The following is a 24,162-nucleotide window of genomic DNA, read 5'->3' as shown; positions in this document are numbered from 1 at the left end:
AACAAAGACGATGACAGGGTTCCAGCAAGCTCTAATTGGCGTAGCGCGCCGTGAGATCGCGCGAGATCTTCGAGCCTTCCTCGATGTAGCGGCGGATCGCCACAGTCGCAGCCGGCGTGCAGCTCCGGTAGGTCTGCTGAAAGCCGTTATAGCCGCGGTTGAAGCCGGCGATCATGCGGGTGCGGCGCTCGCCGGAGGGGGTTTCGGCATCGATCAGCGCCTGCATCTCGCTGCGCCATTTGTTACCCTCGTTGGACCCGCAGATGCCGCGCAGATAGTGCAGGCCGCCCAGGATCTCGGCCAGCCGCTGCAAATCGCCGTCAAACGGCGCCGCCACGTCCTGGGCTCTCGCGGGCACGGAGGCGCAGGCGAGAATCAGGGCAAGAATGGCCAGAAATCGCGTGGACATCGGCGGGTGTATGCCTCCTCGGGGCGATTGACGCAAGGCAGGAGGGTCAGGCGCGGATCAGGCGCGCGGCCGACTGGATGACATCCTCCAACCCCCCGGTCAGCTTGAGATCGCCTAGGCTCGCCAGGGCGTTCGGGGCGATCCAGCGGTAATCGTCGAGCTCGTCGTTGAGAGTCGGTTCCCTAGCCAGCCAGCGGGCGGCAAAGGACATGATCAGATAATGGCCGGCGCCGGCCGCCGCCGGCAGGACCTCGCGCCAGCCGGCGAGGCCGACGATCTCGATCTGAAGCCCAGTCTCCTCGTCGACCTCGCGCTTGAGCGCCTGGTGCAGCGATTCGCCGAACTCGACCCGGCCGCCCGGCAGCGAATAGAAGCCTTTGGCCGGCGAGCGGGCGCGGCGGGTCAGCAGCACCTTGCCGTCGCGAAAAATCGCGGCACTGACCGCGATCTGGGGATGGGTGGGCTGCATGGCGCTGGCCATGGCTTCTTCACCTCTCTCCAGCGGGGAGAGGTCGATTTGCGCAGCAAATCGGGTGAGGGGGCGCAGTTATGACGAGAGACCGAAGCCCCTCACCCGGCGCTACGCGCCGACCTCTCCCAACGGGAGAGGTGGACAATGCGCGGAACAAGGTTCGATCCAATGACATGGGCTCAGTTCGCCATGATGGTGTCGACGTCGGCCTCCGCGCCGCCATTGATGATGCCGCCGCAGGCGGCGATCAGCGGCTTGACCCAGGCCGCGGCCTGCTCGGCGAGGCGGACGCGCGTCGTGTCCTTCTCGACCTCGCGCATGGCCGAGCCGACTGCGGTCAGGATCGACGTCATGGTGTCGGTGATGTGGTCGAACTGGGCGCGCACGTTGGGATCGGCCTTCTCATAGGCTTCGATCGCGAGATCCCGGGCCTTGAAGTTCGAGGCGGTGAAATGCTCGGCATAGGACAGCGGCGACCAGGTCAAGAAGTCTTCCGCGCATTCGGGCATGTCGGGGACCATTTCCAAGAGCATCACCGCTTCATTGAAATGGTTGAGATAGTCGGTGGCAAGCCCGGTCCGCGGATTGATGTTGGCCACGCGCAGCCGTTCGGCCCAGGCTTGCGCCTCGGCGCCCGTCTGTACATGGGTCCGCGCGGGTTGGGAGGCCATTGAGCTCATCGGCCGCAGTGTTAACGTTCGGGGTTAAAAGGACCTGAACGGACCCTATATAGACAGCCAAGGATGTGTGGACGCTTCGTCATAACTTCGGCCCCCGAGGCCTTGCGGCAACTGTTCGGCTATGTCGAGCAGCCGAATTTCCCGCCCCGGTACAATGTGGTTCCGACGCAACCGATTCCGGTCGTATTGGTCGAAAACGGCGCACGCCATTTCCGCCTGATGCGCTGGGGCCTGCTGCCGAGCTGGGTTAGGGACCCCCGCGGATTTACGCTCCTGATCAACGCCCGCTCGGAGACGGTGCTGGAGAAGCCCGCGTTCAAAAACGCGATCCGCCGCCGGCGCGGCCTGATCCCCGCCGACGGCTATTACGAATGGAGGGTGACCGACGGCCGCAAGCAGCCCTTCTTCATCCATCGCGCCGATGGCGCACCGCTCGGCTTCGCCGCAGTGTTCGAGACCTGGCTTGGGCCGAACGGCGAGGAACTCGATACGGTCGCGATCGTCACGGCCGCGGCGGGCGAGGATCTGGCCACGCTGCATGATCGCGTGCCGGTCACCATCAGCCCGCGTGATTTCGAGCGCTGGCTCGATAATCGCGGCGATGAGGTCGATGGCGTGCTGCCGCTGATGACGGCGCCACGCATCGGCGAATTCGCCTGGCATCCCGTCTCTACGCGCGTCAACCGCGTCGCCAATGACGACGAGCAGTTGCTCTTGCCGATCAGTGCGGAGGAGATGGAGGCGGAGGCAGAGGCAGAGGCCATGAAGCCCAGGAAGGCAGCGCGGAGGGTTGCGGCCGCGCCGGCCGACGACGGGCAGGGGTCGTTGTTTTAGCTCGCGCGTATCATGCCGTTGTCGTCCCGGACAAGCGCGCCTCAAGCGCGCGCCGATCCGAGATCCATACTCCCAGCGAGCAGTTGTCGCGCGAGAAGGTGGTTACGATCCTCGCCAAACTCAATCCTGGGACTATGGGTCCCGGCTCTGCGCTGACGCTTGTCCGGGACGACAGGTGAGTTTGTCGCGTCACCCTCACACAATCTCCCTTTCCCTCAACGCCGCGATCTCCGCTGCATCGAAGCCCAGCTCGCCCAGCACGGCATCCGTATCCGCCCCCAGCTCCGGCGCCATCCGGTCGAGCTTGCCGCCGCCATGGGCGAGCTTGAAGCCGCTGCCGGCAAAGCGCAGGCGGCCGTAGGGCGTGTCCAGCTCTTGGATCGCGCCGCGGGCCTTGATCTGCGGATGGTCGATGACCTCCTCGACTTTCCAGATGCTGGCGCAGGGCGCGCCGGCGTCTTCCAGGATTGTCTCCCATTCGCGTGCCGGCTTTGCCGCGAGCGCCTCCTCGATGATGGCGCGCAGCGCCGGCTCGTTCTCGTTGCGCGCGAACCAGTCGGCGAAGCGCGGATCGCTCAGCGTATCCTCGCGGCCGAGCGCGCTCATCAGCGCGCGGTACTGCTTCTCGTTGTTGACGGCGAGCAGGATGTAACCGTCGCCCGCCTTGAACAGATTGGCGGTGGTCTTGCGGCTGACGGCCTGGTTGCCCGAGAGTGTCTGGCGATGGCCGGCCACCGACCAGTCCGCGATCTGTCCCGACAGAAACGCCAGCGTCGCTTCCAGCATGGAGACGTCGATGAGCTGGCCCTTGCCGGTGCGGTCGCGCTGATACAGCGCGCTCGACACACCGAATGCGGCGGTCGCGCCCGACAGCACGTCGCATACCGCAAAGCCCGCGCGCGTCGGCCCCGTCTCGGGATGGCCCGTGATCGCCATGATGCCCGAGAGCGCTTGCATCTTGCCGTCATAGCCGGGCCGCAGACGGTCCGGGCCGGTTTGGCCAAAACCTGATACGGCGCAATAGATCAGCTTGGGATTGACTGCTGAGAGCGCCTCGTAGCCGATGCCGAGCTTGTCCATCACGCCCGGGCGGAAGTTTTCCATGACGACGTCGACAGTCGCGGCGAGCTTCTTCACGATCGCGATCGCATCGGGCTTTTGCAAGTCCAGCGTCAGGCTGCGCTTGTTGCCGTTGATGGCCTGGAACGCGGGCGCGAGGCCGCGTTCAGCCCATTCGCGGCTAAGCGGCGTGCGCCGCATGTCCTCGCCCTCGCGCCGCTCGACCTTGATGACGTCGGCCCCTAACAGCGCGAGCTGATAGCTCGCATAGGGGCCGGCCAGCACTTGGGTGAAGTCCAGGATCTTCACGCCCTCGAACGGTCGCGTCACGTCGTTCTCCCATCTGCTTGTTGTTGCCGGAGGACGTCAGGCGGCGCGGTTGCCGCGCGCGATCTCCTTCTGCTTGTCGAATTCGGCGCGGCGGCGCGCCAGCTCTTCGGCTGAGAGCTGCGCGACATTGTTGTAGTCGAGCTTCCACGAGGCGTCCTCGCTCCAGCGCAGCGGCGATTGCATCGTGGTCTGCGGGCCGCTCGCAGTCTGCAGCAGCTTGAGCGCCAGCTCCAGCGTCTGTTGCTGCGAGGCTGTGTCGTGCGGCTTGCCGGCGGAATTGCCGAGCGGGAAGTCGGAGAACAAAAAGCGCGGCACGGCAGCGTGCTCGATGATGTCCTTGGCGCAGCCCATGATTACGGTCGCAATGCCGTTGCGTTCCAGGTGCCGCGCCACCAGTGCCGTGGTCTGGTGGCAGACCGGGCAGTTCGGCACCAGCACGGCGACATCGACCTTGTCCGCGAGACAGCGCGCCAGGATCTCCGGCGCGTCGGTGTCGAGTGTGACGCGATGGCTGCGGTTGGTCGGCGCGCCGAAGAAGCGCGGGGCGACTTCGCCGATGCGGCCCGCGGCCGACGCCTTCAACAGCTGCGGCAGCGGAAACCAGGTGCCGCTGTCTGTGGCCGAGGTGTGCTTGCGGTCGTAGCCGATATGCGAGATCCGCAAATCGTGCTGCTTGGAGGTGTCGCCGTCATAGACCTGGTAGAATTTCGCGCCGCCATTATACGCCGCTCCGGGCCCCTGATCGCCCTTGGTGGGATCATAAGGCGCGGCGGTCGTGATGATGGTGACGCGCGATTGCGCCAGCGGCTTCTTCAGCCGTTGGAATGGCGCCTCGGTGTAATGCGCCCAGCGATACGGCGTGGTGTAGCCGATCGCGGCATAATAGTCGCGCGTGCGCTGCATATAGGGAACGGGGGAATCATAGTCGGGCGCAAAGCCGAATTCATCGTCGCGCGGAGCGGACATGGGCGCGTCTCCTGGTTCCTGGTTGGAGACAGACTAGAGATAGTTTTCGGGTTGCTCAACGGGGAGCGTGATGGCGCAGGCCAGAATTGCAGATGAGGATGGAGCGGCGCAGACGGTGCCTGTTACCCTCCGCTGGAGGGGACGGTAAGCAGGTTCACCGGAACACATGCAGCGCCGCGTATTGCAGCAGCATGATCGCCTTGGCGTCGATGATGCGGCCGTCGGCGATCATCGCCAGCGCCTCGTCGATGCCGAGCTCCAGCACCTCGATGTCTTCGCCCTCGTGCGCGAGCCCGCCGCCGTCGCTGACGCGCATCTCCGGCTCGTACTCGGCGATAAAGAAATGCAGCTTCTCGGTGATCGCGCCGGGGCTCATGAAGGCCTCGAACACCTTGTGGACGTGGTGCAGGCGATAGCCGGTTTCTTCCTCGGCCTCGGCGCGGATGCGCTCTTCCGGCGAAGCATTGTCCAGTACTCCGGCGGCCGCCTCGATCAGCAGATCGTCATAGCCGCGGATGAACGCCGGCAGGCGGAACTGGCGCACCAGGATCACCGTGCGCTGGCCGAGATTGTAGGGCAGCACGGCGGCGGCGTTGTCGCGCTCATAGGTCTCGCGGTGCTGCGTCTGCCATTCGCCATTGGCGCGCCGGTAGTCGAACGTCGTGGTCTTCAGAGGCGTCCAGTTGTCCGAGAGCACGCGGACGTCCTTGATGCGGACGCGGTCGGAAATGGTCATGGCTGGATCTCAGTTGCTTGGCGTGGTCGCGCGGCCGTCGAGCCACTTCTGGAACATCACCGACGTCGATTCCTCGAAGCCGAGCGATTGGTAGAACGCATTGGCCTGCTCATTGCCGCGCCGGACCAGGAGCTGCAGCTTCAGAATCCCCGCCGCCCGCAGCCAGTCTTCCGCCGCTGCCATGATGACACGGCCAAAACCGCGCTTGCGGCAATCGGGATCAACCGCCACGTAATAGATCCAGCCGCGATGACCGTCATGACCGACCATGACGGTCGCGACGATCGCGCCGTTGTCGCGGCCGACCAGCACCGCGGAATTGTCGCGCCGCCGCGCCAGCGCGATGTCGGCCTGCGGATCGTTCCACGGCCGCGTCAGGCCGCAGCGCTGCCACAGCGCCACGACCGGCTCGACGTCGGCATCGTTCATCGCCTCGATCTTGAGAGCACTCACAGCACCTTCCCCGGATTCATGATTCCCAGCGGATCGAGCATCGCCTTGATCTGTCGCATCAGCTCGATCGCGGTCTTGTCCTTGACCTCGGGCAGTTCGTCGCGCTTGAGCACGCCGATGCCATGCTCGGCCGAGATCGAGCCGCCCATGCGCAGCACGATCTCGAACACCACCGCGTTCATCTCGTGCCAGCGCGCCAAATAATCCGCAGTGTCGGCGCCGATTGGCTGGCTGACATTGTAGTGCAGATTGCCGTCGCCAAGATGGCCGAACGGCACCGGCCGCGCGCCCGGGATCAGCTTCACCACGGCAGCATTGGCTTCCTCGATGAAGGCGGGCACGGCGGCCACCGGCACCGAGATATCGTGCTTGATCGAGCCGCCCTCCGGCTTCTGCGCCGCCGACATTTCCTCGCGCAGCTTCCAGAAATGGTTGCGCTGGGTGAGGTTGGCCGCGATCACCGCGTCGTCGACGATCTCATCCTCCATGGCGCGGGCGAGGATCGTCTCCAGCGGCGTGCGGGCGTCCTCGCCGGCTGCGGACAATTCCATCAGGACGTACCAGGGATGTTTCTCGGCAAGCGGATCGCGCACGTCGATGCCGTGGCGCACCGAGAAGTCCACCGCCATCTCCGACAGCAGTTCAAAGCTCGTCAGCGCATTCGCGGCCTCGCTCTGCGCGATCGTCAGCAGCTTCAGCGCCGCCGCCGGCGACTTCAGCCCGACGAAAGCGGTCTCGACCGCCCGCGGCTTCGGAAACAGCTTGAGCGTCGCCGCGGTGATGATGCCGAGCGTGCCTTCGGCGCCGATGAAGAGGTTGTGCAGATTGTAGCCGGTATTGTCCTTCTTCAGCTTCGACAGCACGTTGAGCACGCGTCCGTCGGCGAGCACCACTTCGAGGCCCAGCGCCATCTCGCGCGCGACGCCATAGGCGAGCGCGGCGGTGCCGCCGGCATTGGTCGAGAGATTGCCGCCGATGGTGCAGCTTCCCTCGGCGCCGAGCGAGAGCGGAAACAAGCGGTCGACGTCGGATGCCTTCTGCTGCGCGACCTGCAACACCACGCCGGCCTCGCAGGTCATGGTGTTGGAGGCGGGGTCGACCTCGCGGATCTTGTCGAGCCGGCGCAGCGACACCACCACCTCGCCGTTGTGCGGGGTCTGTCCGCCGACGAGCCCGGTGTTGCCGCCCTGCGGTACCAGCGCGATCCTGTGCGCGGAGGCGAGCTTGCAGATGTCGGAGACCTCGGCGGTCGAGCCCGGACGCAGCACCAGCGGCGTGCGGCCGTGGAACAAATTGCGCTCCTCGGTGACGTAAGGCTCGATATCGGCCGCATCGGTGATTGCATGGCGCTCGCCGACGATCCTGCGGAATTGGGCGATCAGCTCGGGCGCAAGCGGAGGGGCGGCGGTCTTGTCGATATTCATCTTGTCTTCTTTCATCCGCTTTCTAGCGCGCAACCGCGGCGCGGCGAAGGCGGTCATTGATGGCTTCGCCCAAACCCTGTTCGGGCACCGGCATCACTGCGATCGCCCGCGGGCTCTTCGCATCGAGGCTGCGAAGATAGCCGAACAGATTGGCGGCGGCTTCATCGAGATCGGCCGTGGGGGACAAATTCATGACAGCGGCTGCGGCGTCAATGCCGGGTAGGCGATCAGGCCCGAAGGCCAGCAGCGCTTCATCAGGCGCAACGTCCTGCGCGCGCAGCCGCACGGTCGCGCGCGGCGCGTAATGCGAGGCCAGCATGCCCGGCGCCAGCGGCTGGCTGTCGTCGCTCTCGGCCTCCACAGGCGGCCGCGCCAGCGGGGCGCCCAGCACCGCCTCGATCCGCTCGCGCGACAGCCCGCCGGGCCGCAGTAGCATCGGCGCATCGAAGCAGCCGACGATGGTGGATTCGACGCCGACCGTAACCGGCCCGCCATCGACGATCAGGTCGATCCGCCCGGCAAGGTCGCTCGCAACATGCGCCGCCAGCGTCGGCGAGACGTGTCCGGAGATGTTGGCGGACGGCGCCACCACGGCGCCGCCAAAGGCGCGCAAAATCGCCTCCGCCACCGGGTGGGCGGGAATGCGGATCGCGACGCTGTCGAGCCCCGCGGTGGCAAGCTCCGCCACCGGGCACTTGTCCGTCTTCGGCACCACCAGCGTCAGCGGCCCCGGCCAGAACGCCTCGGCAAGCTTTTTGGCGCGCGCATCGAACCGGCCGATCCGTTCTGCGGCGGCAAGGTCCGCGACGTGCGCGATCAGCGGATTGAATGCCGGCCGGCCCTTGGCGGCGTAGAGATGGGCGACAGCAGTGGCATTGGCGGCATCCGCGCCGAGCCCGTAGACCGTCTCGGTGGGAAACGCGACCAGCCCGCCGGCGGCCAAGGTCCGGGCGGCGGCTTGCGCGCCGGCCTCGCCGGCCGGCAAAATCAGCGTTTCAAGACCCGTTTTCACAGGGGCAAAATTCCTCGGCTCGGCCGCTTGCAGTGCGTCAAACCCGACGCTATAAGCCGCCTTCTTGTCGGAGTGTGGCTCAGCCCGGTAGAGCACTGCGTTCGGGACGCAGGGGTCGCAGGTTCGAATCCTGCCACTCCGACCAACAATTTCAATCACTTAGCGTGAGAGCGCTTGTTGCCCCCGAACAACCCCCCGAAGAACGCAGGGTTCGTGGGTAGGAAGCGCGTCGCCAAATGATCGGTTTCGGCGCCGTTCGTATCACATACTTCGAAAATGTCTGCGCTTGTTTGCATGCAAACGGCGTGCATCGCTATTCCGACAAGCTGGAACCGCCAAATCATTTGCCCGCTGGTTCAAACACCTGTTCGCGCGCTTCTTTGGGGCGAGGTTTAGACCCAGAGGTAAGCGTCGGCCTTGACCGGCTAAGTCCAGCGGCTCGCAGTGTGGCGTTGTTTCGCATCCAGGCATCGTTGACTAGGTCCTGCCACTGGATGACTTCGATCGATCCCCGATATTGGTTCTTGAGAGGACGGATGCGTCCTTGACCGTTCGCAGTTGTCTCCCAGTTCGACAGTTGCTGTTTCAAGTCGCCGACAATGTCGGCCACAACGTAACAATGAAAGATGCAGTCGTGGGCCACTCGAACCCTTGTTCGGTCAAACGACTCGATTTCCCCACCTTGCAGTTGCGCAAGGTACTTCGTTATCTGGTTTTCGAGTTGATCTTCCGCTGCAGGATAAGAGGTGCGGCCTGGCTTCTTAAACTCCACGATCATTAGACGGAATTGCTGACCGCCTCGAATAGAGGTTGCAGCCCTTGGGCCGCGTTCGACGGCTTTGGGAGTTTCCGAACTCGATTTTCGATATTGGGGGTAAGTGTTGGCAACGGAGTGTCCCATGAGTTTAAAAATCAAACAATGCACTTCTTAGGTTGCATTGTAAACTTGGCGCTCGACGGCGCGGTCTGCCCAGTGGCGCAGTGGGGTCCAATTCTGCGATGTCGTCAGTGATACCGAACGCCCGTTCAGGCTGGCTGGGTTGTGGCAGGGTTCGGCCCGTCAGGTGATGGATAATGAAAAGGCCGCCAACTAGGCGGCCTCGTTACGTTGCTGTGGGGAGATCGATGGAAGCTAATCGTCGTCATCATCGCGTAGGTGTCTCTCGACTGTACCTACCCAATGGATGTCCCGACCCATCTCTTCTTCAGAGGCTTCGCGGCGTCCGAATGCTGCATCGAACAACCGACCAAGAACGGTACGCTTTTCTTCTTCCCAATCGCGTTCGCTCATCAGAGGTCTCCTTTGGCTAAGCCTCCACGGCAGGTTCGCTGAGTCGATCGGGGTTCCCTCATCACAAAGAGCGCCAATCCACAAATCCAGTGGCCAATCACCGTCCAACGGGATGGAAGGTCTCTCGACGCGGGCAAACGTTACCCCCCGAATACCCCCCGAAAAATAACGTGAACAAACGAGGAAGATCGCGCACAAACGACGACGAAAAATGCTGGAAATTCAAGGTGCTTCTAAAAACCGTTCGGGACGCAGGGGGCGCAGGTTCGAATCCTGCCACTCCGACCAGAATTCATCGCGTTTTGTTCTGATTTCCATCCTCGGTCAAGCTGACCACCCTTTCAGCCGCCGAACGTGGCCGGGATCGTCCGGCCTTGCCGGTTTCCGGACTCAACCACTTTGGCCGGCAATCCAGGTGCCGATCACCTGAAAATCGCTGGTGAAGGCGACGAGATCGGCGCGATAACCGGGGGCGATCGCTCCCAATTCACCGTCCAGACCCAGGAATGCCGCCGGTGTGCGGGACGCCATGATCAGGGCTTCGGCGAGCGTGACGCCGAGCAACGTTATCGCATTCTGCACGGCCTGCATCATGGTCAGATGGGCGCCGGCGAGCGTGCCGTCGGGACCGGACAGGCGATCGCCCTCGCGTGTGATGCGGCGGCCCTGCAGCAGAAAGCTTTGCTGCCCCGTGCCGGCCAGCGGCATCGCGTCGGTGACCAGCATCAGGCGATCCGGACCCTTGCAGCGGATAGCGACGCGCAGGCTGATCGGGTCGACGTGAATACCGTCGCAAATGATTCCGGCAAACAGGCGGTCATCGCTGAGCGCAGCGCCAACCGTTCCAGGTTCGCGGGCGCCGAGCTGCGACATGGCGTTGAACAGGTGGGTGATGCCGGTCGCGCCGCGGTCGGCTGCTGCAGCGATCTGGGCTGCGGTTGCCTCGGTGTGTCCGGCCGAGATGCGAAAGCCGATGGTCTGGAGCTGATCGAGCAGCGAGGCGGGGACGCATTCGGGCGCGACGGTCACGATCGACCGGCTGTCTTTGCCGATCGTCTGCATCGCCGCGAGATCGCGCACATCAGGCGTGCGGATTTCGCTCTCGAGATGGATGCCCTTGCGCGTCCTGCTGATGGCCGGCCCCTCCAAGTGAAAGCCGAGCACGCCGGGTATTCGCAGGCAGTCCGGGGCCGTAATTGCGAGGCGCTCGATCACGTCGGGACGATCCGTGATCAATGTCGGCAAGCACCCCGTGGTCCCGAATTTGCGGTGAGCCGCGACGATCCGGGTCACGCCGTTCGCGGTCGGCGCATCGTTGAGAAGAACGCCGCCGCCGCCATTGACCTGGACATCGATGAAACCGGGCGCAAGGATCGCGTCGGCGGGAAGGGCAATGGCGCCAGGATGTGGCGCATGTCTGAGGTTGACGCTTTCGATGCGGCCGCCGGAGATGACGACCTGCGCCGGCCCCCGCATGCGAACGCCATCGAATATCTGCGGCGCGGCAATGGTAAATCGCGATGGGGCTCGATCCATAAGACGTCATCCGCGTGGTTGGTGCCGATGTGTCAGCCGCCGGGTGAACCGGAAGCTGCGGATTGCGGTTCCGCTCCGATCGAAGATCCGATGGACCTGGAACCGCTATCTTGCGTTGGAATGTCATGACCGGACAGGGCCCTCTTTATCTCGGAGTGGATGGCGGCGGCACCCGGTGTCGGGCGCGCATCGAGGACGCCGACGGCACCGCGCTCGGCGAGGGAACTTCCGGGCCGGCGACGACGCGCCTTGGCGTCGATCAGGCCTGGCGTTCGATCATGCATGCTTGCACCTCCGCAGCCGAGCAGGCTGGATTGCAGCAGGCGGATTTCGCCGCGATCCGGGCCGGGGTCGGCCTTGCCGGCTTCGGCCGCCGCGGCGTCCACGCGGCGCTGCAACGCATCGTGCATCCCTTCGCCTCCGCCGATTTCATCAGCGACGGGCTCGCCGCCTGCCTTGGCGCGCATGGTGGCGCGGATGGGGCCATCGTCATCGCCGGCACAGGCTCGATCGGCGTCGGGATCGTCGGCGGCCGCGAGCTGCGTGTCGGCGGCTATGGCTTTCCGGTCTCCGATCAAGGCAGTGGCGCGGAGATCGGGCTGCAGGCGATCCGCCTTGCGCTGCTTGCCGCCGACGGACGCAGCGCGACGTCGCCGCTGCTCGAGGAGGTGCTCGGCACGTTCGACCGCGATCCCTATCACGCGGTGGCATGGTCCGAGCAGGCGACGGCCACCGACTACGCCGCCTTCGCGCCGATCGTTTTCCGGCACGCGGGGCGGGGCGATCCGATCGGCCGGCGCATCCTCGAAAGCGCAGCCGACGCGATCGGGGAGCTCCTGGACATATTCCTGCGGCAGGGTGTGGATCGCCTCTCGCTGGTCGGCGGATTGTCGGCCGAGCTGTCGGCATGGCTCACGCCGGATCTGCGCAGCCGCCTCAGTCCGCCCCAAGCTGATGCGGTCGCGGGCGCATTGTTGGTGGCGCGAGGTCATGTCCATGCGGACGGGGCGGTCGTAGCAGCGGCGGCTCCTCTCGGCGCTCGGGCTCCGCAGCCGTAAGGAGCCGGCGCAGGCATGACATTCGAACAGGGAACCCAACATGGCAACTGAAGAAGTCGATCCGCGTTTTGCCGATCTCGACGCCTGGTCCCTGCAATCGGCGATGGAAGCGATGTGGGAGGGGCAACTCGCCGCGGTTGCGGCGGTCGGGCGAGCCCTCCCAGCAATCACGGCCGCGGCAAATGCCGCGACCGAAGTGCTCGGCGATCGCGGCCGTCTGATCTATGTGGGTGCGGGCACGTCGGGCCGAGTTGCCGTGCAGGACGGCGCCGAATTGACGCCGACATTCGCATGGCCGCGGGATCGCGTTCACTTCATCATCGCCGGCGGCCAGAGCGCGTTCGTCGCCAGCATCGAAGGGGCCGAGGACGATGCGGCCGATGCCGTCGCGCAGATCGACGCGGCCCAGCTTTCGGAGCACGATGTGGTGATAGGAGTCGCGGCCAGCGGCACCACGCCGTTCACCGTGGCGGCATTGCAGCGCGCGGACAAATGCGGCGCTGTGACCATCGGCATCGCCAGCAACGATGGCACGCCGTTGCTGACCTCGGCGAAATATCCGGTGCTAGTCGAGACCGGACGTGAATTGATCGCCGGCTCGACCCGGATGAAAGCCGGCACCGCGCAAAAGATCGTGCTGAACCTGATTTCGACCGGCATCATGCTGCGGCTCGGCCGCGTCTACCGGGGCATGATGGTCAACATGCAGGCGACCAACGTGAAGCTGAAGCGGCGCGCGGAGGTGATGGTGGCGCGCATCGCCGGCTGCAGCGAAGCCGAAGCCGCATCCGCGCTGGCGCGGACCAACGGGGACATCAAGCTCGCTGCGCTCGTCGTGCTGGGCTACGACGCGCCGGAAGCTGCCGACATTCTGCTGCGCCACAAGGGCAATCTGCGTCGCGTCTTCGACGATCTCAAGTGAGGAGCGGTGAGCATGGTCCAAATCGCTCCATCGGCGATGGCGCAGGAGATCGGCGAAAGCGCCGACGTGGTTTCGCGCCTGGTCCGCAACCGTCCCGGCATTGCCGAAATTGCAGGACGCCTCGACATCGGGGGGACCCCGCTCGCGGTGCTCTGCGGTCGCGGCAGCTCCGGCCACGCCGGGGTGTTCCTGCGTTATCTGATCGAGACGAAGCTCCACCTTCCGGTCTCCGCGAGTGCACCTTCCGTGATCACGGCGTTTCGCAAGCCGCCGAGGCTGCGCGACGCGCTGTTCGTGGTGATATCGCAATCGGGGCGCAGCCCCGACCTGGTTGCCGCCACGCGGTCTGCGCGCGAGTCGGGTGCGCGCACCGTCGCCATCGTCAACGAGGTGCCGTCTCCCGTAGCCGACGCCGCCGAATTCGTCATTCCGATCGGCGCCGGGCCCGAACGGTCCGTCGCGGCGACCAAGACCATGATCGGCTCGATGGCGGCAGGCGCCGAACTCGTCGCCGGACTGGCTGGCGATGTGGCCTTGCGCTCGGCCCTCGACCGTCTGCCGGAGCGGCTTCACCGTGCGCTCTCGCTCGATTGGAGCAACATGTTCGATGACCTTGCCGCGGCGTCTGCCGTGTTCGTGACCTCGCGCGGGTTTGGCCTCGGTTCGGCCCGCGAGATCGCGCTCAAGGTTGCTGAAGTGCTGCGCCTGCCGGCGCTCGGATTCAGCGCGGCCGAACTGCAGCACGGACCGCGCGCCGCGCTCTCGGCTACCACGCCGGTCATCATGATGCGTCTCGATGATGAGACAGCCGCCAGCGTAGATGCGCTCGCGGTCGAGTTGCGCGCAAGCGGAATTCCCCTCCATTTATGCGGAGGCCGGGACAGCACACTGCGTTGGCTGGAGGATGACCTGCCCGCTAGCGATGCGATCACGATGCTGGTCCCGCTCTATCGGGCGATCGAACAGCTGGCGCGCAGCTGGGGTTTCGACCCGGATCGCCCGCCGCAACTGCGCAAGGTGACCGAGACGTTCTGAGTGCCTTGGCTAAGTCCGGAACTAGCGGCGCGCCACCAGCAGGCCCACCAGAAATGCCACCAGCAGCGACGGCAGCGGGGCCTCGCGCACCATGCCGCGAACGATGTCGGGCCAGTGCGGGTCCGGGACGAGTCTGGGCGACCTGATCTCGGCCATCGGTGTCATGCCCCAGCTTGATGCGAGTTCGGTGACTTCACTTGCAGCCAAACGCGAGCCGTCGCGTACGCGATAGATCGCGGCCTCCGAGCGCTCGCGCGGCGCGAGCGCCATTAGCGTCGCGATCGCGGTGCGCAACGTCATCTCGCCAAAGCCTTGCAGCCTCACCGACTCCTCGGGGTCGGACGTCATGCGAAATCCCTCACAGCGCCAAATTCCTCACAGCGCGAAATGCCGCGCGATGGTGAAGGCCGCCGTCGCGCACAGGACCAGCGTGGACACCGCGCCGGCCACGCCGCGTGCGAGATGGGCTCGCGTCAGGTGCCTGGTCATGATTTTGCTCCATGCTCAGCATGGAAATGGCGGCGCGCGGCGTTGGTTCCTTGCGCGGCGTCGAATCGCCCGGCCGCACCTATTTCCGCAGCAGCTCGCTCAACGCCGCCGTCGCCTCGGCACAGCGGATGTCGTCGATCTCGCGCGACAGGCTGAGGGCGGTCGATCTCAGCTCCTCGATCTTCCAGGTCTCGGGATTCTGGTTTTCGAGCTGGCTGAGACGCTTGTTGAGGTCGTCCAGTCTCGACTGGAGCTGCCCGATGCTGGCCGTTCCGTTCACTTTCCAAATGCGTTGTGCGCGCATCGTAGGTCCCCTGTAATCTCACGGTGTTGTGAGAGTGGTTCGTGGCCGGAATGGGAGTTTGTTTTGTCAGGCTTCAGACTGTGGGGAACCGTTGCAGATCGGCAACGGAAGTTCCCGGATCCTGAGGCAACGGGGCTGTATCGCTCCCGCGTCAACCCGCCCCCGCAAAAATATTTCGCTTCACCGAAATTCGGATTTGTCGTATGTGTTGGGTCATCCCGGCTCATCCTTGAGGGGCGATCATGTGGTCGTCATGTTCGCGAGCCGGGCTTGCGGTGGACGCGGCAGCGTCGGGCGCGAGCGGTCTGGGGCAGGGCGGATTGCTCTCCGTGAGCCCGTAAGGCTTCGCGCGGACGGACGGCGCTGTCAGGCTCGTCGCGCCAACATGTCGATGGCAATGTGCACAACGCCGTCGGCCGCTGTGGCGCCAACGAGCCGCGCGTACGGCAAAACCGTGTGGTCCTGGCCGTCGTTGCTACGGCCAAGCCCTGGCGGATGCGGCATTGGCGTCAACCGGCGTGGTGCCGGCGACTTTCGCCGGGGTGAGGGAGGCCAGAACGAACTCGGCTCCCGGGAGAGCACGGCATAAGCCGTCCGACCATCGCGCAGGGAAGGCCGTGTGTTGGGCTTCACCTGTATGCTGCTGTGCGGTTCTTCCTGCGTGTGCCTTTCGCGCAGCGGACCGCGGGTGCCAGCCGGCACCCGGCCTTCCCTGCGCCCTCTTGGCTTAGAGAGGGTGGAGCGACCAGGCAAAGCTCGGGCGAAGTAAGCCGCGAGGGCGAATACGCATGTCTGCAACACACTCGCTGTCATCGCCCGGCTTGACCGGGCAATCCAGTATTCCGAGGCGGTCGTGATTGAATCGACAGGCCGCAGTGTACTGGATTCCCCGCCTGCCGCCTACGCTAAAGCTTCGGCGCCCCTCGACCTCAAACCCGGCGAAGCCTTGGCGTAGCCGGGTCGCGGGGAATGACAGTGGAGTTGGGAGAACGAAGCCCGCGTCCCTTCCGAGAGTTGCGGGGTCCGCTAAACGGCCAATCCTCTCATCACAACCACGTGTCTTTATTCGGGAACAATCATTCCCTATCGTCCGGCAATGCAAAAGACAGCCCGCAGATCTCGATCCGCTGCCCGTCCGCCCGGGCGTCCCCGGGAGTTCGACATGGATACCGCGCTCGACCGCGCCGTGCGCGTGTTTCGCGAGCAGGGCTATCATGCCACCTCGGTCAGCGATCTCACCGCGGCGATGCGGCTCGCCACCGGCAGCGTCTACAAGGCGTTTCGCGATAAGCATGCGGTGTTTCTCGCCGCCTTCGAGCGCTACACGGCGCTGCGCCAGGAGCAAATCCGCAGCGCGGCGGCGAGCGGCGAGAACGGCCGCGAGCGGTTGCGCCATGTGCTGCTGTCCTACGCCGAGCATTCGCAAGGCATTGAGGGGCGGCGCGGCTGCCTCGTGGTCGGCAGCGCGGTCGAACTGTCGGCGGTCGATCCGGTCGTCGGCGCGCGCGTCAACGCGCAGCTCAAGAGCAACGAGAGCTTCATCGCCGGCCTCATCCGCGAGGGCCACGCCGACGGCTCGATTCCTGCCCATGTCGAGGCCGAGGACACCGCGCGGCTGATGATCTGCATCACGCAAGGCATGCGCGTCGTCGGCAAGGCGCGCCTGCCGCTCGACGGGGTCCGCCTCGTCGGCGTCGCGATGAAGCTGCTCGCCTGAATTCTTGTCAAATTAGGGAATGATTGTTCCCGATTATCGGAGACCTGTGTGAATGACGATGAATGCCACGATCGAGACCGTGCCCGCGCCCGATGCGGTGTCGCAGCGACTGACCTTCGTGCTGGCCGCGGCATGTGGCATGGTCGCCGCCAACATCTATTACGCCCAGCCGCTGATCGCCCCGATCAGCGCCGCGCTCGGCCTGTCGCATGAAGCGGCCGGGCTCATCGTCACGATGACGCAGATCGGCTACGGCGTCGGCCTGCTCTTCATCGTGCCGCTCGGCGATCTCGTCGAGAACCGCACGCTGATCTGCTCCGTCATCGCGCTCGGCGCGGCCGCGCTGCTCGCCGCCGCGTTCGCCACCCACGCGCTGCCGTTCCTGGTCGCGGCGCTGTTCATCGGGCTCGGCTCGGTCGCGGTGCAGGTCATCATTCCCTACGCCGCGCATCTTGCGCCGGAAGCCATTCGCGGCCGCGTCGTCGGCAACGTCTCGACCGGCCTGATGCTCGGCATCATGCTGGCGCGGCCGGTGTCGAGCTTCGTCACGGCAATGCTGTCGTGGCATGCGGTGTTCTTCTGCTCCGCCGCCCTGATGATCGTGCTCGCGGCCGTGCTGTGGATGACGCTGCCGAAGCGCAAGCCGGTCGCACGCATGCATTACGGCACGCTGCTGCTGTCGATGCCGCATTTGGCCCGGACCACGCCGCTGCTGCGCCGCCGCGCGCTCTACCAGGCCAGCCTGTTCGGCGCTTTCACGCTGTTCTGGACGGTGGCGCCGCTCCAACTCGCCAGTGAATTCGGCTTCACCCAGCGCGGCATCGCGCTGTTCGCGCTCGCCGGCGTCGCCGGCGTGTTCGCCGCCCCGATCGCGGGCCGGCTCGCCGATCGCGGCCATAGCCGCGTCGCGACGCGGATCGCCATGCTGCTCGCCGTTGCCGGCTTCCTCGTGACCTATCTTGGTGCGGCTGGTTCGATGCTGAATCTCGCTTGTCTCGTCGTGGCTGCGATCGCCATCGATATCGGCGTGCAGGGTAATGTCGTGCTCGGCTTCCGCGCCATCTTCGTGCTGGGCCACGAGCACCGCAGCCGCCTCAACGGTCTCTACATGGCAACGTTCTTCGCGGCCGGCGCCGCCGGATCGGCGGTCGGCGCCTGGGCCTTCGCGCTAGGCGGCTGGACGCTCGCATCGGCCATTGGCCTTGCTTTGCCGGCCCTGGGGTTGCTCTACACCGCCACCGAGTAGCGGTACCATTGTGCGATGAGGGCGTTTACCAAGCCTCGGCCCGCGCCACAATTTCCATCTCGCGATTTCCGCAGCGCTGTAGTACTTTGGTCGCAAGCGGCCTTGGTTAACGGGCGGCAGGGGGAGGCTGATGAGGCGTGCGGGACTGTTTGGCGCACCGCGAGTACGGCCATGGTCGTGGCGGGCGTTTCTGCTCGGATTTGGCGTCGTCGCTGCGTCGGCCGCGATTCAAGGCGTCTGCGTCGCGCTCGGCGCAAAGCTCTATTTCGCGGCTTTCCTGCCCAGCCTGTTCGTGCTCGGCATCGTCGCAGGCGCACCAGCGGCGGGCTTCGCCGCGCTGCTCACCATTGTCGTGGTGTGGTGGGCGTTCATACCACCTTTCTTCGAATTCACGCCGCTCACCAGCGCGAATGCGGATTCCATCAACCTGTTCTGTTTGATTGCCGTGCTGCTGATCGGGCTTGCCGATCTCTGCCGCGAGACGATGACGATCATCAGCCGCGGCGGGCTAAAGTCCTCGCGCGAAAGCGCGGCAACGAATTCGCAATAACCAGCCCTGCGCAACAAGTCGGCGCTGCGCGACCCTGCGCGTTGCGCGTCCGCAACAGTCCGGCAACCATCCGCGAGCTTGCTGTGCGCCGCTAACTTTTCGAAAAAGATTTGGCCGCAGTTTCTCCCGCGGGAATGACGAGGGAGTTTTCGGACATGAATGGCCAAATCAACGGTCAAGCCATCCTGGAGAACGTGCGCCGCTATCGCGGCATCGCATCGCTCTATCGCCAGACCGCCGCCTTCCGCCCGAGCCAGAGCTGGTCGCTGCTGGAGCAGGCGCGGGAGTGGGAAGCGCGGGCGCTGTCGGAGCTGGAAGCTTCTTTTGCGACACGGATGGACTGCGCCGCCCCGCTCGCGGCCTGATTGTTAACCACCGCCGCGCAGATCCCGTGGCGATTACGGAGTTGTCTCGGTGCGCACCTGTGTTAGCAGTTTTGCCGTGGAGATCTTCTTCACGTCGGCCAGGGGCAAGCGATGACCACCTTCAACCGCATCTTCACGACGGAGCGTCTGCTCCAGATCATCGTGGTCCTGGCGGCGACCATCGCCATGAAGCTCATGAGCTGAGCGCCGGTGAATTATCGGCCGCCGAATTCGGGCAGGTCAGGCAGATAGTTCGAGCCTTCCGAGCCGAGAAAATCGAACATCGCCTGCGCCGGCGGCAGCAGCACCTTGTCGCTGCGGCGGATCACGTACCATTGCCGGACGATCGGCAGACCCGCGACATCGAGCACGATGAGCCGGCCCTCGGCGAGCTCGTGCGCGACGGTGTGGGCCGAGATGAAGGCGATGCCAAGCCCGGCGATCACCGCCTGCTTGATCGTCTCGTTGCTGCTCATCTCCATGCCGATGATCGGCTCGAGATCCGACTTCTGGAACATGCCCTCCATCAGCGTCCGGGTGCCCGAGCCCGGTTCGCGGGTGAGGAAGGTCTCGTGCACGAGGTCGGTCAGGCTGAGGCCGGAATCCTTCTCCAGCCAGTGCCCCTTGCGCGCGACGATGATGTGCGGATTGCGCCCGAGCTGACGGACGTCGACGCTGACGTCGGCCGGTGGCCGACCCATCACCGCAAAATCGAGGTCGTAGCCGTGCATGGCCTCGCGGATGTCCTCGCGGTTGCCGATGGTGAGCTTGATCTCGATCTTCGGATAGCGCTTGGAGAACGCCGCAATCGCATGCGGCACGAAATACTTCGCGGTCGAGACCGCGCCGAGATGCACGGTGCCACCGGTCCGGCCGGCGAGCAGGTCGAGCGCGCCCTGGCAGTCCATGATCGCGGCTTCGACGCGCTCGGCGAGCGCCAGCACCTCCCGGCCGGCCTCGGTCAGCAGCATGCCGTCGCCGGTCCGCTGCACCAGCGGCAACCCTGCGAGGTCCTGAAGCTGCCGCAGCTGCTGGGTCACGGCCGGCTGGGTCAGGCCGAGCTGGCTCGAGGCCGCCGTGACGCTGCCCTTCGCGGAGAGCGCCGCGAGCGAGCGCAGCTGCCGGATTGTCAGATGCCGGAGCTGGGCTGCTGCATGGCCGGAGCCATTATAAGAAAATTCTTTGGCGACCATTATGAATAGAAATTTTCCTTATTAATCCGGCCCTGTCAATCTCATCGTGCTGGGACTGACCGCGACCTGCCTCCACCGGGGAGAGAATTGGATGCGGCGCCAGCAAGGGATGGACGCAGATGACCGGGCAACTCAGGCTGGACGACCACCTTCAACGCTATTCCGAGACGGCGCCGCATGCGCTCGCCGTGGCGGCCGCAGTCGACGCCATCGCGGTCGCGGCGATCGAGATCGCCGACCTGATCGCGACCGGCGATCTCGCCGACGCCTCCGGCCTGACCACCGGCCGCAACAGCGACGGCGATGTTCAGCGCGATCTCGACATCCAGGCGGATGCGATCCTGCGCCGCTGCCTCGGCAGGCTGCCGATCGCAGCGCTCGCCTCCGAGGAGATGCGCGAGCCCCAGATCGGCGATCGCGCAGGCCGCATCTGTGTCGCGATCGATCCGCTCGACGGCTCCTCCAACATCGACGTCAACATGACGGTCGGCACGATCTTCTCGATCCTGCCCGCCCCTGACGATCTCGCGCTCGCGTTCCATCAGCGCGGCTCGGCACAGCTCGCGGCCGGGTTCGTCACCTACGGCCCGCAGACCTCGCTGGTGCTGACGCTCGGCGACGGCGTCGACATCTTCACGCTCGATCGCAAGGCCGGCTGCTTCCGCCTCGCACGCAGCGGCGTGCAGATCTCCGAAGCTTGCGAAGAGTTCGCGATCAACGCGTCCAATCGCCGCCATTGGGATCCGCCGGTGCGCGCCTTCATCGACGAATGCCTCGCCGGTGTCGACGGACCCGCCAATCACGATTTCAACATGCGCTGGATCGGCTCGCTGGTCGCGGAAGCCTATCGCATCCTCACCCGCGGCGGCGTGTTCCTCTATCCGGCCGATGCGCGGCCGAGCTATGGCGACGGCCGCCTGCGCCTGACCTATGAGGCGCATCCGATGGCCATGATCATCGAGCAGGCCGGCGGCTCGGCCTCGACCGGACGCGAGCGTATCCTCGATCTCGCGGCGCAAAGCCTGCACCAGCGCGTACCGCTGGTCATGGGCTCGAGCAACGAGGTGCTGCGCGTCGCCGAACTGCACTGCGATCCGTTGCTGGTCGCCAGCGTCTCCGCGCCGCTGTTCGCGCGGCGCGGCTTCTTCCGGCTGTGAGCGAGGTGACCCATGTCCAGGAAGCATCCGATCATCTCCATCACCGGCTCCTCCGGCGCCGGCACCACTTCGGTCAAGAAGACATTCGAGCAGATATTCTTTCGCGAGAAGGTCAACGCCGTCTACATCGAAGGCGATGCCTTCCATCGCTACGACCGCGCCGAAATGCGCGCGCAGATGGCCACCGAGGCCGAGCGCGGCAATAAGCATTTCAGCCATTTCAGCCCCGAGACCAATCTGTTCGAGGAGCTGGAGCGAGCCTTTCGCGACTATGGCGAGACCGGCACGGCGACCACGCGGCATTACGTGCACGACGCAGAAGAGTCCGCGCTGCACGGCGCCGCGCCCGGCACTTTCACAGAATGGGAGCGGCTGCCGGAGAATTCGGACCTGCTGTTCTATGAAGGCCTGCACGGCGCCGTCGTGACCGACAAGGTGAATGTCGCGCGCTATGCCGACCTCAAGATCGGCGTCGTGCCCGTCATCAATCTCGAATGGATCCAGAAGCTGCATCGCGACCGCAGCGCGCGCGGATATTCGACCGAGGCCGTTACCGACACCATCCTGCGGCGAATGCCGGACTACATCCACTTTATCTGCCCGCAATTCAGCGAGACCGACATCAACTTCCAGCGCGTGCCGACGGTGGACACGTCCAATCCATTCATCGCGCGCTGGATCCCGACGCCGGACGAATCAATGGTTGTGATCCGTTTCAAGAACCCGCGTGGCATCGACTTCCCCTATCTGCTCTCGATGTTGCCGCAAAGCTGGATGTCGCGCGCGAATTCGATCGTGTGTCCGGGCGCGAAGCTCGATCTCGCGATGCAGCTCATCCTGACACCGCTGATCATGCAATTGATCGAGCGCAAGCGCAGCTTGAAGTGAACAAGAGGAGGATCCGATGAACATCTCGGTTCACGCCGAAGCCGACATCGCGGCGGTCACGCACAACGATCTCGCCAATGCCGTCCGCTTCCTCGCGGTCGACGCCATCGAAACCTCGCAGTCCGGCCATCCCGGCCTGCCCATGGGCATGGCCGACGTCGCGACCGTGCTGTTCTCGCGATTCCTGAAGTTCGACTCGGCGCATCCGAGCTGGCCTGACCGCGACCGCTTTGTGCTGTCGGCGGGCCACGGCTCGATGCTGCTCTACGCGCTGCTGCATCTGACCGGCGGCGATGTCAGCCTTGATGACATCAAGGCCTTCCGGCAGTGGGGCTCGAAGACGCCGGGTCATCCGGAATACGGCCACACCCCCGGCGTCGAAACCACGACCGGACCGTTAGGGCAGGGGATCGCGACCGCCGTCGGCATGGCCCTCGCCGAGCGCATGGCCAATGCGCGGCATGGCGACGGCCTCGTCGATCACTTTACCTATGTCATTGCCGGCGACGGCTGTTTGATGGAGGGCATCAGCCAGGAGGCGATCTCGCTCGCGGGTCACCTTCAGCTTGGTCGCCTGATCGTGCTGTTCGACGACAACGGCATCTCCATCGATGGGCCGACCTCGCTTGCGACCTCGGACGATCAGCTTGCACGCTTCGCCGCCTCCGGCTGGTCGGTTCGGCGCGTGGACGGGCACGATGCCGAAGCCGTAGCGCAGGCGATCGCGGAAGAGCGTGAAACCGCAAAGCCGTCCCTGATCGCCTGCCGCACCGTCATCGGCTATGGCGCGCCGGATCGGCAAGGCACCGAGAAGGCGCATGGCGCGCCGCTCGGCACCGAGCAGACAGCGGCGGCGCGGCGGACGCTGGGCTGGGACTATCAGGCCTTCGTGGTGCCGATTCCCGTCGCTAAGGCGTGGCGGATGATCGGACAGCGCGGGCAGGTCGATCGTCTCGCCTGGCTTGATCGCTACGAACGCGCAACGCCCGAGCAGCGCGACCTGTTCATCGAGCGCAAGGCGGTTGCCCTGCCGAACGCCTATGCCCAGGCGGCGGCAAAATTGCGCGAACGCTTTGCCAGCGAGCGTCCGAAGCTTGCGACGCGGCAGGCCTCGCAACAGGTGCTCGAGGCCATCGCCGGAACAATCCCCGGACTGATCGGGGGCTCTGCCGACCTGACGCATTCGAACCTGACGCACGCCAAGGCGCAGGCTCCAGTCAAGCGTGGCGCATTCGCCGGCGACTACATCCATTACGGCGTCCGCGAGCACGGCATGGCCGCCGCAATGAACGGCCTCGCCCTGCATGGTGGTTTTATTCCCTATGGCGGCACGTTCCTCGCATTCTCCGACTACAGCCGGCCGGCGATCCGCCTTGCGGCCTTGATGCGGCTGCGCGTCATCCATGTGATGACCCACGACTCCATCGGGCTCGGCGAGGACGGACCGACGCATCAGCCAGTCGAGCATCTTGCAGCGCTGCGCGTTATTCCGAACTTGCTCGTGTTTCGTCCCGCAGACGCGGTCGAGACACTCGAGGCTTGGGACTGCGCGCTCGCATCCGAGGATCGTCCCTCCGTGCTGTGTCTGTCGCGCCAAGCGCTGCCGACCTTCCGCAGCGATGTCCGTGGCAGGAATCGCGTGGCGCGCGGCGCCTATCTGATCGTGTCACCGGATGGGTCGCGCGACGTGACGCTGATGGCGACCGGCTCGGAAGTCTCGATCGCGCTGGAAGCCGCCCGCCTGCTTGCGACCGAGCACGTCCGCGCCGCTGTTGTCTCCGCGCCATGCTTCTCGTTGTTCGAGGAGCAGCCGGAAGATTATCGCGCCGCTGTACTCGGCACCGCGCCACGGATCGGCATCGAGGCGGCCGTGCCCGGCGATTGGTACCGCTGGATCGGCACCGACGGCGAATTCGTCGGCATGCGCGGCTTCGGCGCCTCGGCGCCGGCATCGGTGCTCTATCGCGAATTCGGCATCACGCCGCAAAGCGTTGCCGAAGCCGCCCGTCGCGCGATCGCTCGCAAGAAGCAATAAG

At 65.3% G+C, this 24,162-nt stretch carries 26 protein-coding genes and 1 tRNA gene; 12 read left to right on the top strand and 15 right to left on the bottom strand.

What is annotated here, in order from left to right; genetic code table 11:
• Positions 1–31 precede the first annotated feature (31 nt).
• From JJB99_RS28765 to JJB99_RS28755, 3 genes are all read right to left on the bottom strand, one after another.
• Entirely contained in the window at positions 32–409 is a 378-nt protein-coding gene (locus JJB99_RS28765) for a TIGR02301 family protein (protein WP_200495609.1), read from the bottom strand.
• Positions 410–455: 46 nt separating this feature from the next.
• Positions 456–890 carry an NUDIX hydrolase gene (locus JJB99_RS28760; protein WP_200495608.1) on the bottom strand — a complete coding sequence of 145 codons (435 nt, stop codon included), beginning with the start codon at positions 888–890 and terminating at the stop codon, positions 456–458.
• Between the two features lie 170 nt (positions 891–1,060).
• Entirely contained in the window at positions 1,061–1,561 is a 501-nt protein-coding gene (locus JJB99_RS28755; RefSeq protein ID WP_200495607.1) for a hypothetical protein, read from the bottom strand.
• A 63-nt stretch (positions 1,562–1,624) separates the two neighbouring features.
• Between JJB99_RS28755 and JJB99_RS28750 the strand changes: the two genes are divergently transcribed.
• Positions 1,625–2,395, top strand: a complete 771-nt coding sequence (locus tag JJB99_RS28750) for an SOS response-associated peptidase (protein ID WP_200495606.1) — start codon at positions 1,625–1,627, stop codon at positions 2,393–2,395.
• A 195-nt stretch (positions 2,396–2,590) separates the two neighbouring features.
• Here JJB99_RS28750 and JJB99_RS28745 read toward each other — a convergent pair whose 3' ends face one another.
• From JJB99_RS28745 to JJB99_RS28720, 6 genes are all read right to left on the bottom strand, one after another.
• On the bottom strand, positions 2,591–3,784 hold the full coding sequence (locus JJB99_RS28745) for a CaiB/BaiF CoA transferase family protein (protein WP_200495605.1): 1,194 nt from the start codon (positions 3,782–3,784) through the stop codon (positions 2,591–2,593).
• A gap of 36 nt (positions 3,785–3,820) precedes the next feature.
• Positions 3,821–4,750: a glycine reductase gene (locus JJB99_RS28740; RefSeq protein ID WP_200495604.1), complete on the bottom strand. Its 930-nt coding sequence runs from the start codon at positions 4,748–4,750 to the stop codon at positions 3,821–3,823.
• A 154-nt stretch (positions 4,751–4,904) separates the two neighbouring features.
• Positions 4,905–5,486 carry an NUDIX domain-containing protein gene (locus JJB99_RS28735; RefSeq protein WP_200495603.1) on the bottom strand — a complete coding sequence of 194 codons (582 nt, stop codon included), beginning with the start codon at positions 5,484–5,486 and terminating at the stop codon, positions 4,905–4,907.
• Between the two features lie 9 nt (positions 5,487–5,495).
• Positions 5,496–5,915: a GNAT family acetyltransferase gene (locus JJB99_RS28730; RefSeq protein WP_433995794.1), complete on the bottom strand. Its 420-nt coding sequence runs from the start codon at positions 5,913–5,915 to the stop codon at positions 5,496–5,498.
• A gap of 20 nt (positions 5,916–5,935) precedes the next feature.
• Entirely contained in the window at positions 5,936–7,363 is a 1,428-nt protein-coding gene (locus JJB99_RS28725; RefSeq protein WP_200500343.1) for an FAD-binding oxidoreductase, read from the bottom strand.
• Between the two features lie 22 nt (positions 7,364–7,385).
• Positions 7,386–8,375, bottom strand: a complete 990-nt coding sequence (locus JJB99_RS28720; RefSeq protein ID WP_200495601.1) for an L-threonylcarbamoyladenylate synthase — start codon at positions 8,373–8,375, stop codon at positions 7,386–7,388.
• Between the two features lie 68 nt (positions 8,376–8,443).
• Here JJB99_RS28720 and JJB99_RS28715 point away from each other — a divergent pair.
• Positions 8,444–8,520: transfer RNA gene (locus tag JJB99_RS28715), tRNA-Pro, on the top strand.
• A 195-nt stretch (positions 8,521–8,715) separates the two neighbouring features.
• Here the strand turns inward: JJB99_RS28715 and JJB99_RS28710 are convergent.
• From JJB99_RS28710 to nagA, 3 genes are all read right to left on the bottom strand, one after another.
• Positions 8,716–9,291: a hypothetical protein gene (locus tag JJB99_RS28710; RefSeq protein ID WP_200495600.1), complete on the bottom strand. Its 576-nt coding sequence runs from the start codon at positions 9,289–9,291 to the stop codon at positions 8,716–8,718.
• 216 nt (positions 9,292–9,507) lie between these two features.
• Positions 9,508–9,666, bottom strand: a complete 159-nt coding sequence (locus JJB99_RS28705; protein ID WP_200495599.1) for a hypothetical protein — start codon at positions 9,664–9,666, stop codon at positions 9,508–9,510.
• A gap of 390 nt (positions 9,667–10,056) precedes the next feature.
• Positions 10,057–11,202, bottom strand: a complete 1,146-nt coding sequence (nagA, locus tag JJB99_RS28700) for an N-acetylglucosamine-6-phosphate deacetylase (protein ID WP_200495598.1) — start codon at positions 11,200–11,202, stop codon at positions 10,057–10,059.
• 125 nt (positions 11,203–11,327) lie between these two features.
• On the opposite strand from nagA, the gene JJB99_RS28695 reads away from it, so the two are divergent.
• From JJB99_RS28695 to JJB99_RS28685, 3 genes are read left to right on the top strand one after another with little or no spacing between them, the layout of a single operon-like run.
• Positions 11,328–12,260, top strand: coding sequence for a BadF/BadG/BcrA/BcrD ATPase family protein (locus JJB99_RS28695; RefSeq protein ID WP_200495597.1), 933 nt, complete (start codon positions 11,328–11,330; stop codon positions 12,258–12,260).
• Positions 12,261–12,300: 40 nt separating this feature from the next.
• Positions 12,301–13,182, top strand: coding sequence for an N-acetylmuramic acid 6-phosphate etherase (locus JJB99_RS28690; protein ID WP_200495596.1), 882 nt, complete (start codon positions 12,301–12,303; stop codon positions 13,180–13,182).
• Positions 13,183–13,218: 36 nt separating this feature from the next.
• Positions 13,219–14,217 (top strand): SIS domain-containing protein, encoded by a 999-nt coding sequence (locus JJB99_RS28685; RefSeq protein ID WP_200495595.1) that lies wholly within the window; start codon positions 13,219–13,221, stop codon positions 14,215–14,217.
• A 21-nt stretch (positions 14,218–14,238) separates the two neighbouring features.
• On the opposite strand, the gene JJB99_RS28680 is transcribed toward JJB99_RS28685, so the two are convergent.
• Both JJB99_RS28680 and JJB99_RS28675 read right to left on the bottom strand, forming a co-directional pair.
• Positions 14,239–14,565: a hypothetical protein gene (locus tag JJB99_RS28680; protein ID WP_200495594.1), complete on the bottom strand. Its 327-nt coding sequence runs from the start codon at positions 14,563–14,565 to the stop codon at positions 14,239–14,241.
• Positions 14,566–14,785: 220 nt separating this feature from the next.
• Positions 14,786–15,010 carry a hypothetical protein gene (locus JJB99_RS28675; protein ID WP_200495593.1) on the bottom strand — a complete coding sequence of 75 codons (225 nt, stop codon included), beginning with the start codon at positions 15,008–15,010 and terminating at the stop codon, positions 14,786–14,788.
• Positions 15,011–16,106: 1,096 nt separating this feature from the next.
• Here JJB99_RS28675 and JJB99_RS28670 point away from each other — a divergent pair.
• The 4 genes from JJB99_RS28670 (at position 16,107) to JJB99_RS28655 (ending at position 18,888) form a co-directional block, all read left to right on the top strand.
• A complete protein-coding gene (locus tag JJB99_RS28670) occupies positions 16,107–16,727 on the top strand; it encodes a TetR/AcrR family transcriptional regulator (RefSeq protein WP_200495592.1) in 621 nt (206 codons plus the stop codon).
• A gap of 52 nt (positions 16,728–16,779) precedes the next feature.
• Positions 16,780–17,973: an MFS transporter gene (locus JJB99_RS28665; RefSeq protein WP_200495591.1), complete on the top strand. Its 1,194-nt coding sequence runs from the start codon at positions 16,780–16,782 to the stop codon at positions 17,971–17,973.
• 130 nt (positions 17,974–18,103) lie between these two features.
• Complete coding sequence (locus tag JJB99_RS28660; RefSeq protein ID WP_200495590.1) at positions 18,104–18,523, top strand: DUF4118 domain-containing protein; 420 nt, start codon at positions 18,104–18,106, stop codon at positions 18,521–18,523.
• 155 nt (positions 18,524–18,678) lie between these two features.
• Complete coding sequence (locus JJB99_RS28655; RefSeq protein ID WP_200495589.1) at positions 18,679–18,888, top strand: hypothetical protein; 210 nt, start codon at positions 18,679–18,681, stop codon at positions 18,886–18,888.
• A gap of 215 nt (positions 18,889–19,103) precedes the next feature.
• Here JJB99_RS28655 and JJB99_RS28650 read toward each other — a convergent pair whose 3' ends face one another.
• Positions 19,104–20,081, bottom strand: a complete 978-nt coding sequence (locus JJB99_RS28650) for a LysR family transcriptional regulator (RefSeq protein ID WP_200495588.1) — start codon at positions 20,079–20,081, stop codon at positions 19,104–19,106.
• 119 nt (positions 20,082–20,200) lie between these two features.
• Here JJB99_RS28650 and JJB99_RS28645 point away from each other — a divergent pair, with 119 nt between their 5' ends.
• The 3 genes from JJB99_RS28645 to tkt are packed head-to-tail and all read left to right on the top strand — an operon-like array spanning position 20,201 to position 24,161.
• Positions 20,201–21,238 carry a class 1 fructose-bisphosphatase gene (locus tag JJB99_RS28645; protein ID WP_200495587.1) on the top strand — a complete coding sequence of 346 codons (1,038 nt, stop codon included), beginning with the start codon at positions 20,201–20,203 and terminating at the stop codon, positions 21,236–21,238.
• Between the two features lie 12 nt (positions 21,239–21,250).
• Positions 21,251–22,126: a phosphoribulokinase gene (locus JJB99_RS28640; protein ID WP_200495586.1), complete on the top strand. Its 876-nt coding sequence runs from the start codon at positions 21,251–21,253 to the stop codon at positions 22,124–22,126.
• Between the two features lie 16 nt (positions 22,127–22,142).
• Positions 22,143–24,161, top strand: a complete 2,019-nt coding sequence (tkt, locus tag JJB99_RS28635) for a transketolase (protein WP_200495585.1) — start codon at positions 22,143–22,145, stop codon at positions 24,159–24,161.
• Position 24,162 lies beyond the last annotated feature (1 nt).

The sequence above is a fragment of the Bradyrhizobium diazoefficiens genome (assembly GCF_016616235.1).
Taxonomy (GTDB): domain Bacteria; phylum Pseudomonadota; class Alphaproteobacteria; order Rhizobiales; family Xanthobacteraceae; genus Bradyrhizobium; species Bradyrhizobium diazoefficiens_H.
This window is presented reverse-complemented; position numbering and strand designations above follow the sequence as displayed.

Excerpts from the sequence above, each read along its gene's own strand:
- JJB99_RS28680 (WP_200495594.1), bottom strand. The coding sequence starts at position 14,565 with ATGACGTCCGACCCCGAGGAGTCGGTGAGGCTGCAAGGCTTTGGCGAG.
- JJB99_RS28670 (WP_200495592.1), top strand. The coding sequence starts at position 16,107 with ATGCAAAAGACAGCCCGCAGATCTCGATCCGCTGCCCGTCCGCCCGGG.
- JJB99_RS28655 (WP_200495589.1), top strand. The coding sequence starts at position 18,679 with ATGAATGGCCAAATCAACGGTCAAGCCATCCTGGAGAACGTGCGCCGC.
- JJB99_RS28660 (WP_200495590.1), top strand. The coding sequence starts at position 18,104 with ATGAGGCGTGCGGGACTGTTTGGCGCACCGCGAGTACGGCCATGGTCG.
- JJB99_RS28650 (WP_200495588.1), bottom strand. The coding sequence starts at position 20,081 with ATGGTCGCCAAAGAATTTTCTTATAATGGCTCCGGCCATGCAGCAGCC.
- JJB99_RS28725 (WP_200500343.1), bottom strand. The coding sequence starts at position 7,363 with ATGAATATCGACAAGACCGCCGCCCCTCCGCTTGCGCCCGAGCTGATC.
- JJB99_RS28765 (WP_200495609.1), bottom strand. The coding sequence starts at position 409 with ATGTCCACGCGATTTCTGGCCATTCTTGCCCTGATTCTCGCCTGCGCC.
- JJB99_RS28705 (WP_200495599.1), bottom strand. The coding sequence starts at position 9,666 with ATGAGCGAACGCGATTGGGAAGAAGAAAAGCGTACCGTTCTTGGTCGG.
- JJB99_RS28675 (WP_200495593.1), bottom strand. The coding sequence starts at position 15,010 with ATGCGCGCACAACGCATTTGGAAAGTGAACGGAACGGCCAGCATCGGG.
- JJB99_RS28685 (WP_200495595.1), top strand. The coding sequence starts at position 13,219 with ATGGCGCAGGAGATCGGCGAAAGCGCCGACGTGGTTTCGCGCCTGGTC.
- JJB99_RS28730 (WP_433995794.1), bottom strand. The coding sequence starts at position 5,915 with ATGAACGATGCCGACGTCGAGCCGGTCGTGGCGCTGTGGCAGCGCTGC.
- JJB99_RS28735 (WP_200495603.1), bottom strand. The coding sequence starts at position 5,486 with ATGACCATTTCCGACCGCGTCCGCATCAAGGACGTCCGCGTGCTCTCG.
- JJB99_RS28665 (WP_200495591.1), top strand. The coding sequence starts at position 16,780 with ATGACGATGAATGCCACGATCGAGACCGTGCCCGCGCCCGATGCGGTG.
- JJB99_RS28750 (WP_200495606.1), top strand. The coding sequence starts at position 1,625 with ATGTGTGGACGCTTCGTCATAACTTCGGCCCCCGAGGCCTTGCGGCAA.
- JJB99_RS28755 (WP_200495607.1), bottom strand. The coding sequence starts at position 1,561 with ATGAGCTCAATGGCCTCCCAACCCGCGCGGACCCATGTACAGACGGGC.
- JJB99_RS28645 (WP_200495587.1), top strand. The coding sequence starts at position 20,201 with ATGACCGGGCAACTCAGGCTGGACGACCACCTTCAACGCTATTCCGAG.
- JJB99_RS28640 (WP_200495586.1), top strand. The coding sequence starts at position 21,251 with ATGTCCAGGAAGCATCCGATCATCTCCATCACCGGCTCCTCCGGCGCC.
- tkt (WP_200495585.1), top strand. The coding sequence starts at position 22,143 with ATGAACATCTCGGTTCACGCCGAAGCCGACATCGCGGCGGTCACGCAC.
- JJB99_RS28740 (WP_200495604.1), bottom strand. The coding sequence starts at position 4,750 with ATGTCCGCTCCGCGCGACGATGAATTCGGCTTTGCGCCCGACTATGAT.
- JJB99_RS28760 (WP_200495608.1), bottom strand. The coding sequence starts at position 890 with ATGGCCAGCGCCATGCAGCCCACCCATCCCCAGATCGCGGTCAGTGCC.
- nagA (WP_200495598.1), bottom strand. The coding sequence starts at position 11,202 with ATGGATCGAGCCCCATCGCGATTTACCATTGCCGCGCCGCAGATATTC.
- JJB99_RS28690 (WP_200495596.1), top strand. The coding sequence starts at position 12,301 with ATGGCAACTGAAGAAGTCGATCCGCGTTTTGCCGATCTCGACGCCTGG.
- JJB99_RS28695 (WP_200495597.1), top strand. The coding sequence starts at position 11,328 with ATGACCGGACAGGGCCCTCTTTATCTCGGAGTGGATGGCGGCGGCACC.